Raw genomic sequence first — 20,197 nt, 5'->3', positions numbered from 1 at the left:
AGTTGTTGTTGTGCGTTACTTGTAAGTTAATAATGAAATCAAAAAATGCTAAAAAAACACCTGTATCGAATCATTTCGGCGAGTTTTTTAGGCATTTCATCGATAATCAGAACATTTGTCGTACTCTCCTATTATAATTGAGACGCTTATGACAAAGATCACCTCTATTCTAACCGTGTTGTTTTGCGGAATTGCTATGCTATCATTTGGGCAGTCCGCAGATTTCACAACATCTATTTCCACTAATGCGATCCCCAATTTGAATTGCGGGGGCGCAGTTGTTGGATTCACCATAGATACCGCTCCACCGAATGGTACCACCTATGAATGGGATTTTGGGAATGGTGCCACCAACATCACAGGTACTATTTCAGGTACTGACGATGGAAGCGTAGCATCCACCTACATTACGGCACAGGATTACACAGTGACCTTATCGCTAAACGGCGGTGCTTCTTCAACCAATCAAGTCATCACAATTGCTGCGAATCCGGAACCTGAATTTGAAATTCCGACTACTTCAACTTGTTTAGATGGTGGATCTGCAAATTTCAGTTTCAATTATACGGGTACTGTACCTACGGGCGGTGCAGCTATTTCGTCATGGGTTTGGAATTTTGGTGATGGAACGGGCGATGTTACTTTATTAGCCTCCGGTGGAGCAAATGGGAATGTAAGCCATACCTATACCACTGCAGGTATCTATGATATTTTCCTGCAGGTTACCGATGCCAATGGCTGTACGGCCAATTATTTCGAGGTTCAGGCAGTAGAAGTATATGCCGAACCAACAGCAGCTTTTAACGTGGCAACCGCCACTAGTTGTGATTTTCCATTGTCATTGGATTTCACTGATGCCTCAACCGTAAGTGACAACAGTATTGCTTTCTGGTCTTGGGAAGCGGAAGAACAGTCTTCTCCAGGAACCATAGTCGCTTCAAGTACATTGCAAAACCCAAGTTTGAGTTTTCCTTCTGCAGGAACCTATGATGTCAAATTAACGGTGACCACTTCTCCAGGAGGCTGTACCGATGAAATCACGCAGACAGTAAGTCTGGAAGATAATACAACGTCGTTTACGCAGAGCGTTACTAGTCTTTGCGCAGTTACTGAATCTATAAACTTCACGAATACTTCGGTAGATGGAAATGGCGGAACACCTACTGCTTACGCCTGGGATTTTGGAGATGGCAACATGAGTACCAGTGAAAACCCGACCCATACTTATACAAACGCCGCAGGAGGGACTTATGACGTTTCCCTTACAGTAACCTTCAGTAATGGCTGTCAGGTCACCGAGTTAGTGCAAAATGCGGTGACAGTCTTTCCTATTCTGGAAACAACGATTGTTGCAGATCAAGCTAATAGCTGTCAAGATTACACGGTGACTTTTACGGGTACTTCAGGGGCTACCCTTTATGAATGGGACTTTGATACGGATGGAACTTATGATGAAAGTGGGAATTCAAACACGGCTTCAAACGCTTATGCGGGTGAAGGAACATATACCGCCACCTTGCGGACCACTACCGCAGATGGATGCGTAGAAACCAATACTACCACGATTGAAATCGACTATCCCGAACCTGCTTTTACAGTAACCTCTGGTGAAGAGGGATGTGTGGGTGTTATAGCCAATTTTGATGGGTCTACATCAGCCAATAATTTCCCGACTGGGAATGCAGCCATTACCAACTACTCCTGGGATTTTGGAGATGGGAATTCCTCTCTGGTGAACGCCACTGCAACCACAAGCCACAATTATACCGCCACTGGTCTGTACGATGTTACCTTGACCATTACCACTGCTGATGGATGTACAGCCTCGACCACAGTGAATGAAGCAGTCGTGAGAGGTGATGCTCCAACGGCAGTAATTACCGCCGATCCAGACGAATGCGCGGAAACAAATACCACATTTACGAATGCCTCCACTGCTGGAGGTACAGCTATTGATAGTGTCATCTGGTCCGTAGATGGGGTTGCGGAATTCCAGGGTGCTCCTCAAAATTTCAACCGCTCATTTGATTTACCAGGAGATTATACGGTGACGCTAGAAGTTTTTAGCCGAGGTTGTTCTAGTGGTGAAGTAGACCATGACATCACGATCCTTGAACCTCATGCTGAGTTTGCGGCAGATGCGGGTGGAGATTCATTTCTTTGTTCTGATCCAACTGGTACAGCGTATACCCTTGATGCAACGGCCAGTACGGGTGTAGAAAGATATCGTTGGGATTTTGGTGACGGTAACATCGAACCTGCAGGAGGAGGATTCACAACTGGAACAGATCCATCAACGACACATACTTTCGCTGCAGTTGGAGACTACACGATAACACTCACGGTGGAAAATGTCACCACAGGTTGTACCGATGATTTTACCCAAACAGTGAATATTTCCACAGGAGCAGTTGATTTTACTGCTGATGATGGGATCGAGACCGATGGCGAACAAGCCTGTTTAAATCAGACAATCAACATTACCAATAATTCAAGCTTCAATACCACTGGAGGTGTCACCTTCAATTGGGACTTTGGATCGGGTGCAACCCCTGCGACAGCTTCAGTAACGACAACTGCTTCACAATCGGTGAGCTATTCCACGCCTGGATTAAAGACCATTACCCTGACGATGGTAGAAGCCAATGGCTGTGAAAGAACCCTTACAAGGACCGATTATCTGGACGTTAGAGGGCCCGTTCCTACTTTTAATATTGCCAATGCAATTCAGTGTTTAACGCCTGCATCGCCCACCACATTTACCTCTACCAGTGACGCGTCCACTTCCGCGGCCTCAACCAACAACACCAATACGAATGTTTCGTATGTGTGGGATTTCGGAGCAGGAGCTTCGCCGGCGACGGCCACGGTGACCAATGAAAATCCTATTGATGTAACTTATTCAACATCAGGAAGTAAAGTCGTTACTTTAACGGTCACTGATGATGAAGGTTGTTCGGTTACTGTTTCAGATAATGTTCAGGTTCAAGTGCCTGATGTGACCGCCGATTTTAATGTTTCTGCTACCAATTTTTGTAGTGGTGAGACCATCACATTTACTGACAATTCCACAGCTGATGTAGGTACGATTGCGTCTTACAGCTGGGATTTTGGAGCAGGGGCGTCTCCAGCTACTGCCACAGGTGCCGGACCACATAATGTGACCTACAGCCCCAACGGTAGTGCCCCTGCTAACGAAGTGAAGACGGTTTCTTTGACAATTACAACTTCTGATGGATGTCAAGGCACCTACAATGAAAACGTAACCATCTACGAACCCAACTCATCCTTCACCGTGCCTACCGGATTGGGATGTGCACCTACGGTCGCGGATTTCACCAATACATCAGTAGATGCAGTTGCTTACTTGTGGGACTTTGGTGACGGTAATACTTCCACCGATGAGAACCCTTCACACCGATATCTGTTTCCAGGTCAGTATGATGTGTCTTTGACCACCACCAGCATGGGAGGATGTCAAACGACCACTACCCAAACGGCTTCTGCAAGTGTTGATGGACCCTATTTTGATACCTTCGATTACACTCCTTTGGTAGGCTGTCTGGCTTCTCCGACCGATCCGGCGGTAACATTCACCATCACAGGACTGGTAGATACGAAAGTGGCAGCCATGGACTATGGTGACGGAAATGTAGACCAGGTTGTATTTGCAGATGTACTTAATCCCACGGATCCTCTGATTTTCAACCATACGTATACCACTACCGGTACATTCGTGCCCGTGTTGACCCTGACTGATGACGTCACACAATTAGGTTCTTGCGGTTCATTTCAGTATAAGAAACTAGATGGTGATGGAGAGCCAGTAGAGATTGTGATTAGTGAAAAACCGACACCTTCTTTTTCTTTCGAGACACTCACTGGAAATGGGTGTGAAGATGTCGAAATTCAATTTACCGATGATACCCAGGCTGATGGGGGGATCAATGATGCACGCTATCCCATTACTGATTATTCGTGGGACTTTGGAGATGGATCTGCCGTAGTTACAGGATTCGAGCCAAACCCCACGCATACTTACACCGCACAGGGCAACTATACCGTGACGATGACCATCACCACAGAAATTGGCTGTTCAGAGTCCACCACAATCAACGTAGACATCCTGCAAGCATTAACGGACAATACAGTAGGAACCTCTCAAACCATCTGCGCGGGAGATACGCCTACTTTGGATGGAGATGGCGAGACAGCAACATTGTCAGGAGGAGATAGCGGTTACACTTTCCTTTGGGAGACCAGCCCTGATCAAACCAATTGGTCCGATGCCCCTGGGACGAACAATACAGAAGATTACACTATTGTTGCTACCAGTCCTTCAGCGCAAACTACAACTTATTATCGCCGGATCGTGAATTCCGGATCATGCGACAATACGAGCGCAGTATTTACAGTGATTACAGATCCTACGAGTGATGGAGGTACAGTCAATTCGGATGCGACCGAATGTTTTGGTGATAACAGCGGAACCTTATCCGTGACAGGAGTAACAGGTGATATTTTGGAATGGCAATCAGATGATAATGCTTCCTTTACCTCACCTACAGTCATTGCTAATACGAGTAATACGCAATCTTATTCCGATTTAACGGAGACTACCTATTATAGAGTTCGGGTCCAAAGTGGCGTATGTCCTGAAGCGTTTTCCAATGTGGTTACGATAACTGTTCTGGGACAGATCACAAACAATACGATTTCAGGGGCTGCTTCTATATGTTCCAACGACGATCCGGCGACTATTACCGGTACGACACCTACAGGTGGCGGAGGAAGTTTTACCTACCAATGGCAATCAAGTACCACCAGTAGTACTGCAGGGTTTTCGAACATTGGAGGTGCTACCTCTGCGGATTTTGATCCCTCTTTTCTAACGCAAACCACCTGGTTCAGAAGGGTAGCTACTTCCGGCAATAATTGTGAAGAAACCACGAGTGCTGTAGAGATCAACGTAACGACCAGTCCGATCACTACCAATACCGTATCTATTGTGGATGCCACACGTTGCGATGATCAAACCATGCAAGTGAGGATCCAGAATTCTGAGAATGGTTACGACTATGAGGTATTAGATGCCTTGAATGGTTTTGCGGTGATTGGAACAGGAACGGGGAATGGTGGTACATTGACCATCACCATTGCGGAAGCCGATTTACCGGATAATGCGGGAACAACGGGATCTGAACTCGTAGAATTTCAAGTACAAGTAACAAATGATCAATCTGGAAGTGGAGGGATCGCTTGTACGGAAACGTACTCGCCTAACTTAACCGGTTCGATTGATGCCATACCAGACTTAACATTAACCACCAATCCATTCGGTGATCTCTGCGATGGAGACGACTGGACGATTGAAGTGGAAAGTGCAGAGGCTGGCAATCGGTATCAGTTACAAAGCCGTGCCAATAACACAGGAGGCTGGACCGCAAGAGAAAATATTACTCCTGGAGTTACTGGAGATATTACATTAACGATTGATGCTGCTGATATCCAAAGCTCAGGGACTGTTGGATATAGAATCCGTGTACGATCTGATAATGCCAATAATGCTTGTCAAAAGACTTTGGTCCAGGGAACTTTTGATGTAATTCCTACGCCGGATGGAAGTCTTACGGTGAGTGATCCTTTTGTTTGTGAAGAGGACTTACCGACTACTGCTTCCGTGACCGTCGAGGATTCTGAAACCAGTGTGAGTTACCAATTGAGGAATGGAACTACTAACGTGGGTAGCGCAGTAACCGGTACAGGTGGAGACATTACATTGACCATACCTTCAGGTACTTTGGCTACCACGACTTACAATGTCCTGGCTACTTCCACTTTATTAGATGGAAGTGGAGCATCCTGTAGCGGTGTTCAGTTGACTGATAATGCAGAACTTACTGTCATCGATGAACCTACCATTTCTTATACAGTAAGTGATCCTACTATTTGTGAGGAAAATCTTCCTGCTACCATTACTATTTCCGGTTCTGAGACCAATACCACGTACAGAATTAAGACTGGTGGGGCAACCGGAACAGAAGTTGACAACCAAACAGGTACTGGAAGTGCAATAACTTTTGATGTTTCGCCATCGGCAACTACGACTTACACCATTACCGCCCAATCTACTTTGAACAGCAGTGCCTGTGATGAGTTTGCCTTAACTGATGTAGGGACTGTAACAGTAATTGAGACCCCTGAAACAGGGGCTACTTTGGTGGTCAATGACTTTGAATATTGCGAAGAAGATGCCGGGGCTACACCCAACCTTGTTTTCACGGTGACCAATTCACAATCGGCGAATAATTACGCTTTGAAAAACGGTGCCGGTACTACAGTGCAAACCCTCGCTGGTAATGGCGGGACCATCACTTACACAGGCATAACACCACCAACTTCGTCAGAAACGTACACCGTAGATGTGACCCCTATTGCTACGGAAGATGGCGGAGGTACCTGTGCAACCGTAACACTAACGGATCAGGGAGTGATTACTGTGGCACCGATCCCTGACTTTGATGATAATCAACCTATCTCTAGCCCTACTATTTGTGAGGGAGATGACGCGACCATCACCTTGGAAGATTCAGAAGTAGGGATTGAATATCAGTTACGTGAAGATGTCGGGGATGTCAATGTAGGAACTGCCATTGCAGGAACTGGCGGTGATATTGATTTCACGGTTTCGGCACCATCAAGTACGACAGTATATAATGTTTTGGCTACGGCGACAACCGTATCTGGTTGTGATAGCAAAGAGTTGGTGAATTTATCCACGGTGACAGTGATTCCTACACCTACGACTACTCTTACGGTTACTCAGGATGAAACCACCATTTGTAGTGGTGATCCGATAGTGATTACCGTGCAAAGCACTGAATCCAATGTGACCTATCAATTGCGAGATGACGATGATAACAGCAATATTGCCGGCCAGTCGTTCACAGGAAATGGAGGAAATCAGACCTTTAACATCAACCCAACCGAGACGACTACCTACAATGTATTGGCGCAATCTACTTTGCTAGATAGCGATGGAGCTTCTTGTGATGCGGTAGAGCTTACCACTTTGATTACCATCACTGTTGAAGGGCCGATCACCATTGATACGGATGTGTCCGATCAGACCATCTGTAGCGATGCTTCTCTGGTTCAGTTTGCGCCGGAGATATCCAATCCAGGTTCAGGTACTATGACATTCCAATGGCAGGAAAACAGCGGAGGTGGATTTGTGAACCTTACAGATGATGCTACCTATAGCGGTAGCGCCTCCAGAATTTTAACTATTTTCAACCCAGTAGTCTTAGTAGGCAATGAATATCAACTGCTGGTATCGACTACTGAATGTAGTACGGTTACTACCGCCGCTGGAGAGTTGCTGCTAGAAAATACGCCTAATACTACTGGGTTGGCAGTAAGCTTGAATGACATCTGTTTGGGATCAAACAATACCGCGACTATCTCCGGAGCTTTATCGGATGGTACTTACATCTTCACTTATAGCATAAGTGGTGCAAATGGCGTTTCTAATGCGACGGAAACAGCGACTACTACTGGTGGAGCTGGCAGTTTTACCATACCCTCGGGCAGCTTGTCCAATGATGGTTCCAATGTATTTGTGATCAGTGAAGTCGCCTTTAGTAGCGGGGCAGGATGTAACGTGACCAGTCTTTCTGTATCGGACAATTTCGACGTAGAACCCAATCCGATCACGACGGGCTTAGCAGTGGCCCTTGGTGATATTTGCCCTACGGACGATGCAACTGCTTCCATTACAGGTAGTCTGGCTAATGGAAGTTATCAATTCACCTATAACCTTACTGGTGCGAATACGGCTACTGGACTCACTGCTACTTCAAATTTCGTAAATGGTGATGGAACGGGTTCCTTTACTATTCCAGGAGCTAGCCTGGGTTCAGCGGGTGCTACTTCAGTAGTCATTACTGAGGTGGAATATACAAATGGACAAAATTGCTCTATAACTGGTTTATCCACAACCGGTGCATTCGCCGTTGAGGCCGATCCCGTTACGGCAGGACTTGCGGTTTCCCTTGCTGATATTTGCCTGGGAGATGACGCCACAGCCAGTGTCAGTGGAAGTTTGGTTGATGACACCTATGATATTACCTACAGCTTAAGTGGAACCAATGTCGCCACTGGCTTGACGACCACCATCACCACTACAGGTGGCGCAGATGATTTTACGATAGCCGCTGCAAATCTTTCAGCATCCGGGAGCACAACAGTAACCATTACCGAGGTAGCTAACACTGCAGGACAGTTTTGTTCCGTGAATGGATTAACTGTTTCAGATGCATTTACCATTGAAGACAATCCGATCACTACAGGACTTACGGTAACTGTAGGCGATATCTGTGAAAGCAATGGCGTCACCGCTAACATTACGAGTAACCTGGTGGATGGTTCTTATCAGTTTACCTACAACCTCACGGGTGTCAATGTTGCAACTGGGCTTACGGCAACTGCATCAATTGCTTCAGGTGATGGAAACACCTCTTTTACTATACCTGCAGGTAACCTGACCAATACAGGAACCACGACTATCACCATCACCGAAGTGGCTTACACTACCGGGCAAATGTGTAGTGCAACGCTGAGTGCAACGGACGACTTTGAAGTTGAACCGGATCCAATAACGACAAGTCTTGCGGTAACGATTAATGATCTTTGTGCTGGTTCGGATGCGACGGCCATGATCAGTGGGAATTTAGTAGATGGTTCTTACCAATTCACCTATAACTTGTCCGCTCCGAATGCTGCGACAGGACTTACTGCGACTGCCACACTTTCTAATGGCAATGGGACAGGAGACTTGATTATTGACGGAACTAATCTGACAAATGCTGGAACGACCACCCTTACGATCACTGCTGTAGCTTATACTACGGGTCAACAATGTGAGGTTTCGAGTTTGACCGTGACGGATAACTTTGAAGTAGAGTCCAATCCAAATACAACGACATTAGGCATTTCAGTAGGGGATGTGTGTGAAGACGAAGCCCTAACCGTCAATGTGACGGGTTCTTTGGATGACGGTACTTATACGTTCACTTATGACTTGAGTGGGACCAATTCATCCACTGGATTAACATCTTCAGGAACCATTGCTGGTGGTAGTGGGGTGGGAACCTTCACGATTGCGGGTACGGACTTACCAAATGATGGAAGTACGACAATTACCATTACGGATGTAAACGTGCCAAGTGGATCAATTTGTTCTACAACAAGTTTACCGACTACTACGGCAACTTTCGATGTGGAACCAGACCCCATCACTGCCGGCATGACGGTATCGATCTCAGATGTCTGTGTGGATGAGAGCACCACTGCTTCGGTGACGAGTAACCTGGTGAATGGCTCTTATCTGGTGACTTACAATTTATCAGGAGCGAACAGTGCCACGGGCTTGACCCATACGGAAACGCTGACCAGTAGCGATGGTAACTTTGATATTACCGTTCCTGGCGGCAACCTGGGCACAGTTGGAACGACGACTTTAACGATCACTTCAGTGGCTTATACTACTGGTCAGCTGTGTGAAGTGACTGGATTAACCGTAGCGAATACATTCGAAGTAGAGCCACTACCGATCACGACGACTTTGAACTTATCAATCGGCGATATCTGTCCAGGCGAAGATGCAACGGTGAACCTGACTGGTTCATTAGCAACAGGATCATACATCATAGAATATGATCTATCGGGAGCAAATACGGCAACGAGCTTAACCACTTCTGCTGTGTCTATCACGACTGGGGCTGGAAGTTTTGAGGTAGACAATACAAACCTGACCAACTCAGGAACTACTACAGTTACGATCACAGATGTGACGTATACGACTGGCCAACAATGTACGCAAGGCGGGTTGACGGCCAATAGCAGTTTTGACGTAGAGACGGCTCCGGTAACGACGAGCTTAGCAGTGAGTCTCAATGACATCTGTGTAGGCGATGATGCTACGGCGAATATCACAGGAAACTTAATTGATGGTAGCTATCAGTTCACTTATAATTTGAGCGGAGATAATACAGCTACCGGATTAACCGCTACAGGTACTTTGAGTGCAGGAGACGGCACGGGAACTTTTACGATTCCAAGTGCAAGTCTAACGATGACAGGTAATACCAATGTGATCATCACGGGAGTGGAGTTCACTACCGGTCAGATGTGTAGTGCCTCAAGTTTGTTGGTGATTAACAACTTTGATGTAGAAGCCTTACCGAATACCTCAACCCTGAACTTATCAGTAGCAGATGTTTGCGATGGTAACGATGCAACGGTGAATTTGACCAGTACGTTGGTTGATGGCAGCTATCAGTTCACTTACAACCTATCTGCCCCGAATGCAGCCACAGGTTTGACGGCCACAGCGACTTTAACTGCTGGTGATGGTAGTGGTAGCTTCACCATTCCAACAGCAAATATTTCGAATACAGGAACGACAACTGTAACGATCACGGATGTACAATTTACCACCGGCCAGAGTTGCGACGTAACCGGGCTGACTTCTAACACGAGCTTTGAAGTAGAAGAGCTACCAGATGTTTCAACGTTTACGGTGGCCAGTGCGGGTAATATCTGTCAGAGCGAGAGTGGCACGATTGACATCACCAGTAGCCTTGCAGATGGCGATTACATCATTACTTATAGCCTAAGCGGAGCGAACACGGCGACCAACCTGACGTCCAACACGACCTTAAATGCGGGAGATGGCTCGGGTACCTTCACAATCCTGACGGCTAACCTGCCCAATGATGGCACCACGACGGTAACAATCAATGAGGTGAACATCAATGGCGGTCAGAACTGCCCAACGACAGGCGGGGTAAGTACGAACACGAATCTGGTTGTAGAGCCACTACCAGTAACCACAGGCCTGGCCTTCACAGTTGGTGATATCTGCCCTGGAGAAAATGCAACGCTTAACCTGACGGGAAGCCTGATTGATGGCGCTTATCAGTTTACTTATGATTTGACCGGAGCCAACAGCGCAACAGGAGTGACCGCTACAGCAACACTAAGTGCAGGAGATGGCACAGGATCCTTCACGATTCCATCGGCAAGTTTGTCAAGTACAGGAACGACGACAGTAACGATCACCGACATTGAGTTCACGACAGGCCAGACTTGTAATGTAACTGGCTTGACGGTTACGAACAATTTTGAGATTGAAGTAGCCCCGGTAACTACAGCGTTGACAGTATCAGTCGGCAATGAATGTGACGGTACCGATGCGACAGCTAGTATTACTGGAAACCTGATTGATGGTAGCTATCAGTTCACTTATAACTTAAGTGGCGCCAATACTTCAACGGGCAACACGGCAACCGCAACGCTGAGTGCAGGAGATGGAACTGGCTCTTTCACGATTCCAACGGCACAAATCGCCACGACAGGAACCACGACGGTTACGATCACAGATGTGGCCTTCACCACTGGTCAGAACTGTACCGTAGGTAGCCTGACGGTGACAGATAATTTTGAAGTAGAGCCTAACCCTAATGTGACTTCTTTAGCGATAAGCTTATCCGACATCTGCGCCGGTGATGATGCAACTGCTAACATCACTGGGAATTTGATTGATGGTTCTTACGAGATTACCTACAACCTGACTGGGGATAATATAGTAAGTGGTCTGACTGCCAATTCGACCTTATCAGCAGGAGATGGAACAGGAACGTTCACGATTCCTACAGCGAGCTTAACTAATGAGGGAACGACGACAGTAACAGTTACTTCGATTGCCTTTACGACAGGGGAGACTTGTACAACCGGAAGCTTGACCATTACCGATTCCTTTGATGTAGAACCAAATCCGATCACAGCAGGCATGACAGTGTCAATCAGTGATGTCTGTGTAGGTGATAATACCACTGCTTCAGCAACGAGTAACCTGGTGAATGGCTCCTATCTGGTGACCTACAATTTATCAGGAGCGAACAGTGCCACGGGCTTGACCCATACGGAAACGCTGACCAGTAGCGATGGTAACTTTGATATTACCGTTCCTGGCGGCAACCTGGGCACAGTTGGAACGACGACTTTAACGATCACTTCAGTGGCCTATACGACGGGTCAGCTGTGTGATGTAACTGGCTTGACGGTAGCGAATACGTTTGAAGTAGAGCCACTGCCGATCACGACGACCCTGAACTTGTCAATCGGCGATATCTGTCCAGGCGAAGATGCAACGGTGAACCTGACCGGTTCTTTGGCAACAGGTACTTACATCATTGAATATGATCTATCGGGAGTTAATACAGTAGCTAGCCTAACAACTTCGGCAGTGTCCATTACTGCAGGAGCGGGGAGTTTTGAGGTGGACAATGCGAACCTGACCAACTCAGGTACAACGACAGTTACGATCACCGATGTGACTTATACGACCGGCCAACAATGCACGCAAGGCGGGTTGACGGCCAATAGCAGTTTTGAGATTGAAACGGCACCGGTTACGACGGCCTTGGCTGTAAGCCTAAATGACATTTGTGTAGGCGATGATGCCACAGCGAATATCACAGGAAACTTAATTGATGGCAGTTATCAATTTACCTATAATTTGAGTGGAGATAATACCGCTACAGGATTAACCGCTACAAGTACTTTCAGTGCAGGAGATGGCACGGGAACTTTTACGATTCCAAGTGCTAGCCTGACCATGACGGGCAATACCAATGTGATCATCACGGGAGTGGAGTTCACTACGGGTCAGATGTGTAGTGCTTCAAGCTTGTTGGTGATCAACAACTTTGATGTAGAAGCCTTACCGAATACGACGACATTAAACCTTGCTGTTGCAGATGTCTGCGATGGTAATGATGCGACAGTGAACCTGACCAGTACGTTGGTTGATGGCAGCTATCAGTTTACCTACGACTTATCTGCACCGAATGCTGCTACAGGCTTGACGGCCACAGCGACTTTAACTGCTGGTGATGGTAGTGGAAGCTTCACCATTCCAACGGCAAATATTTCGAATACAGGAACGACAACTGTAACGATCACGGATGTACAATTTACCACCGGCCAGAGTTGCGACGTAACCGGGCTGACTTCTAACACGAGCTTTGAAGTAGAAGAGCTACCAGATGTTTCAACGTTTACGGTGGCCAGTGCGGGTAATATCTGTCAGAGCGAGAGTGGCACGATTGACATCACCAGTAGCCTTGCAGATGGCGATTACATCATTACTTATAGCCTAAGCGGAGCGAACACGGCGACCAACCTGACGTCCAACACGACCTTAAATGCGGGAGATGGCTCGGGTACCTTCACAATCCTGACGGCTAACCTGCCCAATGATGGCACCACGACGGTAACAATCAATGAGGTGAACATCAATGGCGGTCAGAACTGCCCAACGACAGGCGGGGTAAGTACGAACACGAATCTGGTTGTAGAGCCACTACCAGTAACCACAGGCCTGGCCTTCACAGTTGGTGATATCTGCCCTGGAGAAAATGCAACGCTTAACCTGACGGGAAGCCTGATTGATGGCGCTTATCAGTTTACTTATGATTTGACCGGAGCCAACAGCGCAACAGGAGTGACCGCTACAGCAACACTAAGTGCAGGAGATGGCACAGGATCCTTCACGATTCCATCGGCAAGTTTGTCAAGTACAGGAACGACGACAGTAACGATCACCGACATTGAGTTCACGACAGGCCAGACTTGTAATGTAACTGGCTTGACGGTTACGAACAATTTTGAGATTGAAGTAGCCCCGGTAACTACAGCGTTGACAGTATCAGTCGGCAATGAATGTGACGGTACCGATGGGACAGCTAGTATTACTGGAAACCTGATTGATGGTAGCTATCAGTTCACTTATAACTTAAGTGGCGCCAATACTTCAACGGGCAACACGGCAACCGCAACGCTGAGTGCAGGAGATGGAACTGGCTCTTTCACGATTCCAACGGCACAAATCGCCACGACAGGAACCACGACGGTTACGATCACAGATGTGGCATTTACTACTGGCCAAAGCTGTATGGTAGGTAGCCTGACGGTGACAGACAATTTTGAGGTCGAGCCCAATCCTAATGTAACTTCATTAGCGATAAGCTTATCCGACATCTGCGCCGGTGATGACGCGACGGCCAACATCACAGGGAATTTGATCGATGGATCGTATCAAGTATCTTATTTCTTGACCGGTGACAATGTAGTGAGTGGCTTGACTGCCACCACTACACTTTCTGCAGGAGATGGAACAGGGACATTCACGATTCCTTCGGCAAGTCTTATCAATACAGGAGCTACTACTGTCACCATCTCAGCTATCACTTTTACAACGGGAGAGAGTTGCGTTACCTCTGGATTAGCCGTATCCAATGCTTTCAATGTAGAGCCTAATCCGATCACGACGGGAATGACGATTTCCATAGCTAATGAGTGCAATGGTACGGATGCAACCGTAAGTGTGGTAAGTAATTTGATCAATGGATCGTATCTGTTTACTTATAGCCTGAGTGGCGCGAATACGGCCACAGGACTCACGGCCAATGCAACAGTCGCTGGAAGTGATGGAAATACAAGTTTTACCATACCTACGGCCAGCCTAAGTAGCGATGGAACTACAACGGTGACCATTACAGGAATTGCGTTCACAACAGGTCAGCTTTGCGACGTAACAGGGCTATCGATCACCAATAGTTTCGATGTAGAAGATAATCCGAATGTAACCGGATTGGGACTGAGTTTCGCCGACATATGTGAAAATGGAGCTGCGACTGCTCAGGTTAATGGTGCTTTAGTAGATGGATCTTATACATTTACTTATGACTTAAGCGGAGCAAATACAGCTACAGGATTAACTTCCACAGGGACTGTAAGTGGCGGATCAGGAAATGGAACATTCACCATTTCAGCTAGCGACTTGTCAACTACGGGAACCACAACTGTAACGATTACAGGGGTAGCCTTTACTGATGGAGCCACTTGTGGCGTATCCGCTTTAAGTGTTGCAGGCAATCTGGATATTGAAGACAATCCAGTGACCAATTCCCTCGTGATGGCCATTGATAATTTTTGCCCATCCGAAGGTGCAACGGCTCAACTTTCAGGAAACCTGGTGGATGGTAGTTATCAGATTACCTACAATTTGACAGGAACCAATACCTCCACTGGAAATACCGCAACAACGACCTTATCCAATGGTGACGGAACGGGATCATTTACCGTGCCAAGTGCCCTTTTGACCAATACAGGTTCAACGGACGTGACCATTACTGCTATTGAGTTCACGACGGGTCAGGGTTGTAGTGTCACCGGAATGTCGCTGGTAGAGACTTTCGAAATAGAAGTGTTGCCTGTGACCGGAGGATTAGGCGTAAGTGTACAAAATACTTGCTTAGGTGAGGCTGCAACAGCTAGCCTGACCGGAAACCTTGTCGATGGATCTTACACGATTACTTATAATTTAACGGGGACAAATGCTGGGACTAGCCTGACCTCCACAGCTACCTTAAGCAATGGCGACGGGACAGGAACATTTGCGATTGCGTCTAGTGATTTGTCAGCTACAGGTTCCACTTCAATTGAAATCATTGGGGTGGCGTATGCTACTGGACAGAATTGCAGTGTATCAAGTCTTTCAGTTGCAAGCACATTCGAGGTGGAAGTAAATCCTAATACCTCAGGGTTGGGGATTGATATCACGAATGTTTGTCAGGGAGATGATGCTACCGTGAATATCACAGGAGCCTTAATCGATGGAAGTTATCAGTTCACTTACAATGTTTCGGGAGCTAATTCCGCATCGTCACAAACGGTAAACGTAACCCTTGGATCGGGCGATGGTACCGCAAGCTTTACCATTCCAACCGCTTCAATCACCAATACTGGAAATACGACAGTAGTCATAACTGACGTAGCTTTCACGACCGGTGAGAGTTGCGATGCATCTGGTTTATCTGTCTCTACCAACTTCGATGTAGAAGTCAATCCCAACGTTTCAGGACTAGCAGCTGCTACCAGTGATATCTGTCTGGGAGCTGATCTTACCGTAAATGTCTCTGGTAGCTTGATTGATGGCAGTTACCAATTCACTTATGATATATCTGGAGACAATGCTGCAACAGGATTAACTGCCACAAGCACCTTGTCCAATGGTGATGGAACCGGATCGTTTACAGTTCCTTTGTCGAATCTAACTACCATTGGAACATCTACCGTAACCATTACGGCAGTTGCATTTACAACAGGTCAGAGTTGTAATACCATCGGGCTTTCTGTGGCCACAGGTAGTTTCAATATTGGTGAAAACGCAGACATCAGTTCGATTGACTTCACGGTAACTTCTCCGATTTGCAGCGGCACTGCTACCACTTTAACGGTGACGGGATTAGCTGCCAATACGAACTTCTTGATAGGATACAACAATAATGGAACGGCAGCCAGTGAAAGTGTTACCACAGATGCTTCTGGTAATGCTACCTTAACCACAGCGGCTATTACTGCGGATGGTACTTATAACATTACTTCTGTGCAGTTGGATGGCCTGGCGACCACTTGCCCTGTCAGTGTTACTTTATCTGCTAAGTCGGTAGATGTGGGTTGTGCGCCCACAAGTGCAGATGCCACGGTAAATGTTGATGAGGATCAGACTTACACATTCCTTTCATCAAACTTTGCCTTTAGCGATACAGATGGAGATTCGAGAAGTGCGGTGATCATTACTTCACTGCCTGCCAATGGTTCGTTGTTCTACAATGGTGTGATCATCACTGCGAATGATGTTACAACTGGTAGTGAATTTGCTGATCCTACATTATTCACCTATACACCGCCTTCTAATGCCAACGGAACCGGATACACCAGTTTCCAATTCAAAGTGAAGGATGATTCCAATGATCCCGACACAGAAGCAAGTACGACTGCTTATACCATTACTATAGATGTGAATCCCGTTCAGGACGCACCGACCGTATCGGATGTGAGTGTTAACGTGGATGAAGATGCGACGCTGACGTTTGTAGCGACAGATTTTAGCTCACAGTACTCAGATGCAGAAGGCTCTGATCTGACGGCCATTAGGATAGATGACCTTCCTGGTAATGGTACATTATTCCTCAATGGAGTGGCCATCACAGCAGGTCAGGAAATTCCTGTTGCGGACATTGCTCAAATTACGTTTGAACCGAGTGATAATTACAATGGCGCTGTTTCCTTTAACTGGAGTGGATCGGATGGAACAGATTATTCTACCAGTTCAGCATCAGTTGCGATCACGGTAAATCCAACCAATGACCAGCCGCAGGCAGAAGATGATGAAAATATTGCTAATGAAGGAACAACTGCTACAGGAAATGTATTGGACAATGATACCGACATTGATGGGGATGATTTGACAGTAAGTCTGGTAGCAGATTCCGGTCCTAATGAGGGAACACTGGTACTGAATGCTGATGGTTCCTATACCTACACACCTGATGGAGGTTTCAATGGTACGGATTCATTTACCTACCAGGTTTGTGATGGCGGTTCTCCTGAAATGTGTGATACCGCCACGGTGACCTTCGACGTGAATGATACCGGCTTGGATACGGATGGGGATGGTATCCCAGATAATGTAGAAGTAGGAGAGGATTCAGGAAATCCTATTGACTCTGATGGCGATGGTATCCCTGATTATCAGGATACTGATTCGGATAATGATGGTATAGCTGATGAAGCTGAGGCGGGATCTGATGGAGAAAATCCTATAGATACGGATGGTGATGGCACACCTGACTACCTAGATACTGATGCGGATGGAGATGGTATCCCGGACTGGTCAGAAAGTGGAAGTGGTGTGACCCCAAGCGGCGAAGATGCTGACAATGATGGTATTGACGATGCCTTTGAAGTTTCGAATGGTGGACCAGGACTGACTACCAATCCACAAGACTCAGACGGTGATGGTGTTGATGATTATCGAGATACCGACGATGATGGCGACGGAATTCCAACTTCCTCTGAAGATCTGGATGGCGATGGCGATCCAACTAATGATGATACAGATGGCGACGGAAACCCTAACTACCTGGATACGGATGATGACAATGACGGTGTACCTACCAGCTCAGAAGACATCAATTCCGATGGTGATCCTACAGATGACGATAGTGACGGGGACGGTACGCCAGACTATCTGGACAGTGATGATGATGGCGATGGAATCCCAACCAGTGAAGAAGATGTAAATAGTGATGGTGATCCGGCCAATGACGATACCGATGGTGACGGAACACCTGATTACCTCGATACCGATAGTGATGGCGATGGTGTGCCGGATGCCACTGAGGATATCGATGGCGACGGTGATCCAACGAACGACGATACTGATGGAGATGGTATACCAAATCACCTGGATGATGACGATGATGGCGATGGAATCCCAACTTCAGAAGAGGATCTGGATGGTGATGGTGATCCGACCAATGATGACACGGACGGAGATGGTATACCAGATTATCTGGATGCCGATGATGATAACGACGGTATCCTGACTTCTTCAGAAGATCTCGACGGAGATGGTGATCCAACGAATGATGACTCTGATGGTGATGGAATACCCGATTATCGTGATCCTGATGACGACAATGATGGTGTAAATACCGCTGATGAAGATGTCAATGGTGACGGCCTATTCAATGACGATTCCGATGGTGATGGCATTCCTGATTATCTGGATACCGATGACGATGGCGATGGTATCCTAACCAGTGATGAAGATGCCAATACAGACGGTGATCCTACTAATGATGACAATGATGGAGATGGCGTACCAAATTATCTTGATAACGATAGTGACAATGACGGTGCGTCCGACATGGCAGAAGACCTGGATGGCGATGGTGATCCGACTAATGACGATACTGACGGAGACGGAACCCCGAACTATTTAGATACAGATGATGATGGAGACGGTGTTCGAAGTGAGGACGAAGACATCAACGGAGACGGAGATCCAACGAATGATGACACGGATGGAGATGGCAAGCCGGATTATCTGGATGCCGATGATGATGGAGATGGCGTACCTAGTTCTGAAGAAGACGTAGATGGCGACGGTGACCCTACTAATGACGATACGGATGGGGACGGTATTCCGAATTACCTGGATGCGGATGATGATGGCGATGGCGTCCCAAGTTCTGAAGAAGACCTGGATGGCGATGGCGATCCGACTAATGACGATTCCGATGGAGATGGTATTCCAAATTATCTGGATACGGATGACGATGGTGATGGTGTACCCACTTCCGAAGAAGACTTGGACGGGGATGGAGACCCAACGAATGATGATTCCGACGGTGATGGCATTCCTAATTACCTAGATACTGATGATGATGGTGATGGTGTTCCAAGCTCGGAAGAAGACCTGGATGGTGATGGTGATCCGACTAACGATGATACGGATGGTGATGGTATCCCGAACTATCTCGATACAGATGATGATGAAGATGGCATCCCGAGTTCGGAAGAAGACCTGGATGGCGACGGTGATCCAACCAACGACGATACGGATGGAGATGGCATTCCAAATTACCTGGATGATGATGATGACGGAGATGGCGCCTTTACCGATGAAGAAGATGTAAATGGAGACGGTGACTACACCAATGATGATACCGATGGTGATGGCATTCCAAACTACCTGGATACGGATGATGATGGAGATGGCATATCTACGATGGATGAAGACCTGGACGGAGATGGAGATCCCAACAATGACGATTCAGATGGCGACGGTATTCCTGATTACCTCGATAACTCAACAGATGAAGATGGTGATGGAAAAGAAGATGCCTTAGAAGGAACTGGAGATTGCGATGGTGACGGTATACCGAATTTCATGGACCCTGATGACGCTTGCGAAGAAGTGCCAATCACCTTACCGAATGTGTTTACCCCTAATAGCGATGGTGTCAATGACATGTTCATGATCGAAGGAATAGAGGATTATCCGAACAACACCGTCAAGATTTACAATCGATGGGGTAATGTGGTATTTGAAATTGAAGGGTACAACAACCGAGATCGTGCCTGGGAGAGCAATACCAATTCCGGTCTGGTGCTGGGAGCGAAGTTCGTTCCCGATGGAACCTATTATTATGTGATCGATCTGGGTGACGGAAGTGACCCGATATCAGGATTTATTGTGATCAACCGCTAAAAGAGA

The 20,197-nt window shown here is 46.9% G+C and carries 1 protein-coding gene; it reads left to right on the top strand.

What is annotated here, in order from left to right; genetic code table 11:
• Positions 1–148 precede the first annotated feature (148 nt).
• Positions 149–20,191: a PKD domain-containing protein gene (locus R8G66_10245; GenBank protein MDW3192738.1), complete on the top strand. Its 20,043-nt coding sequence runs from the start codon at positions 149–151 to the stop codon at positions 20,189–20,191.
• Positions 20,192–20,197: the final 6 nt, after the last annotated feature.

Source organism: Cytophagales bacterium, assembly GCA_033344775.1.
GTDB lineage: Bacteria > Bacteroidota > Bacteroidia > Cytophagales > Cyclobacteriaceae > JAWPMT01.
The sequence above is the reverse complement of the archived record's forward strand: the minus strand, read 5'-3'. Positions and strand labels throughout refer to the sequence as shown.